Here is a 2,109-nt window from a genome sequence, read left to right as displayed (position 1 = left end):
CCGCGGGATGCCGCAGCGCCGGGCCGAGCGGGGGGCGGGATCAGTTCCCGGTCGTCGCCTTCGCCGACTGCTTGGGCTTCTTCAGGAAGCCCATGTCCTCGTACACCGGGGTCTCGAAGCCGAAGGAGCCGGTGTTGGCGAGGGTCTTGCGGGCGGCGGTCAGCTGGGGGCGCTGGTAGAGGGGGATGGAGCCGGCCGCGGCCCAGATGCGGGAGTCGGCCTTGCGCACGAGGTCGCGGGACTCCTCCTCGTCCAGCGTGGCGACAGCCTGGTCGAAGAGCTGGTCGACCTGGTCCGTGCCGACCCGCGTGTAGTTCTGCTCGATGCTCAGGGAGCCGTCGGCGGCGGGTACCGGCTTGGCGTAGATCGGCCGGGCGTCGGTCGCGGGGAACGCGGAGGCGGGCCAGGAGTACAGCGCGAGGTCGTACTCGCCGTTCGCGATGTGGTCCTTGAAGTAGCTCTCGTCGGGGACCTTCGTCGTCTCCGTGCTGATCCCCACCCGCTTCAACATCCGCGAGATCCGGTCCGCCACCCGGTGCAGCGTGTCGGACCCGGGACCCGACGGCAGGACGAAGCGCAGCGTGAGCGGCTTGCCGTCCTTGGCGAGCGGCCCGGCCGCGGGCCCCGGAGCCGCGGTGCCCTGGGGCGCGTACGCGCCCTGCGCCCCGCCGCCCTGCTGGACGTGCTGCTTGCCGTCCTGGGCGAGGTTGCGGGGGTACTCCCGGTGGTCACGCCACTCGGGGTCCTCCCCCGCCTTGCCGTCCTCGCCGACGATGTACGTCCCGTCGTCCTCCGCCGCCGACTCCCCGGACTCCGGCGACGTCGACCTCCCCTGCGGTCCCGCCGCCTTCTCCTTCTTCTGCTCCTTCAGCGGCCCGCCGCGCACCCATCCCGCGTCGGCGAGCAGGGCCTGCGCCTCCTTGGTGTCCTCGCCCCCGAGCGCGCCGCTGTTGTCGGCGTACGCCTCCTGCCCGGCCAGCGCGAGGTGGCTGCCGACCGGCTCGGTGGGCAGGCCCAGCGGCTTGAGGACGACCTCCGCCAGTTCCTTGCGGTCCAGGGCGCGGGCCACGGCCCGGCGGACCCGTTCGTCGGCGAGCGGACCGGCGGCGCCGTTGAGGGCGAGCTGGGTGTAGGCCGGTTCCAGCGACTTGCGGACCTCGTAGCGGCCCAGCGCCTGCGTGTCCGCGGACGCCGCGGCCGCCCCGCCCTGGAGCGGCGTGGCGGTCCCCTTGGGCCGCCCGGCGAGCTCGATGCGCCGGGCGGTGGCCACGTCGACGTCGGCCAGGTCGACCGTCCCCGCGGCCAGCGCCTCGCCCCGCTTCTCGCGCGGTACGGCGCTCAGCACGATCTTGGAGAGCTTGGCGGGCTCCCCCCACCAGCGCGGGCTGCGGACGAGAATGACCTCGTCCTTCTTCTTGTCGACGTTCTGCACGGTGAAGGGCCCGGCGGTGACCTTGAGCTTCGTGCGGGCCCCGTCGTTGAAGGAGTCGGGGGTGCCCATGACCTCCTTCGGGTACAGCGGCGAGAACAGCGACCTCCAGTCGGCGTAGGCACGGCTGAAGGTGACCTTGACCTCCAAGTTGCTGCCGCCCCGCTCGATCCGCTCGATGCGGTCGTACCCGGCGTTGCGCGCGGTCCAGTAGGCGCTGTCCTTCCCGGACAGGGCCCGCCACTGGGCGGCGAAGTCGGCCGCGCCGAGTTCCCGTCCGTCGCTCCAGACGGCCTGCTGGTTGAGCTTGTAGAGGACCACCTGCCGGGGCTCGGTCTTCACGACCTTCGCCGATTCCAGGTAGTCGGGGTTGATCTCCGGGCGCCCGCTCTCGGTCAGCCGGAACAGCGACGGCAGCACGGCCTGAGCGATCTTCGTCGTGGTCGCGTCGGCGTCGGCCTGGTAGGCGTTCAGCGTGTCCGGTACGGCGTCCACGGCCCAGCGCAGGGTGCCGCCGTCGGCGACCTGCGCGCGGCCGGCCGGCGCGATGTCCTGGCCGGCCAGCGGCTTGCCGGCCTCGTCGTCCGAGCCACACCCGGCCAGTGCGGGCACCGCGAGCAGACCCGCGGTGAGGAAGGCGACCGAGCGCATCACCGCGCGCAGTGTGACGCCGTCGTGAG

The 2,109-nt window shown here is 72.9% G+C and carries 1 protein-coding gene; it reads right to left on the bottom strand.

Features of this window, described 5'->3' with window-relative positions; genetic code table 11:
• Window positions 1-40 precede the first annotated feature (40 nt).
• A partial coding sequence (locus AB0O67_RS37235) for an ABC transporter family substrate-binding protein (RefSeq protein WP_365460522.1) occupies window positions 41-2,109 on the bottom strand: 2,069 nt, incomplete at its 5' end.

This window comes from Streptomyces sp. NPDC086077 (assembly GCF_040686175.1).
In the GTDB taxonomy this organism is placed as follows: Bacteria; Actinomycetota; Actinomycetes; order Streptomycetales; family Streptomycetaceae; genus Streptomyces.
The sequence above is the reverse complement of the archived record's forward strand: the minus strand, read 5'-3'. Positions and strand labels throughout refer to the sequence as shown.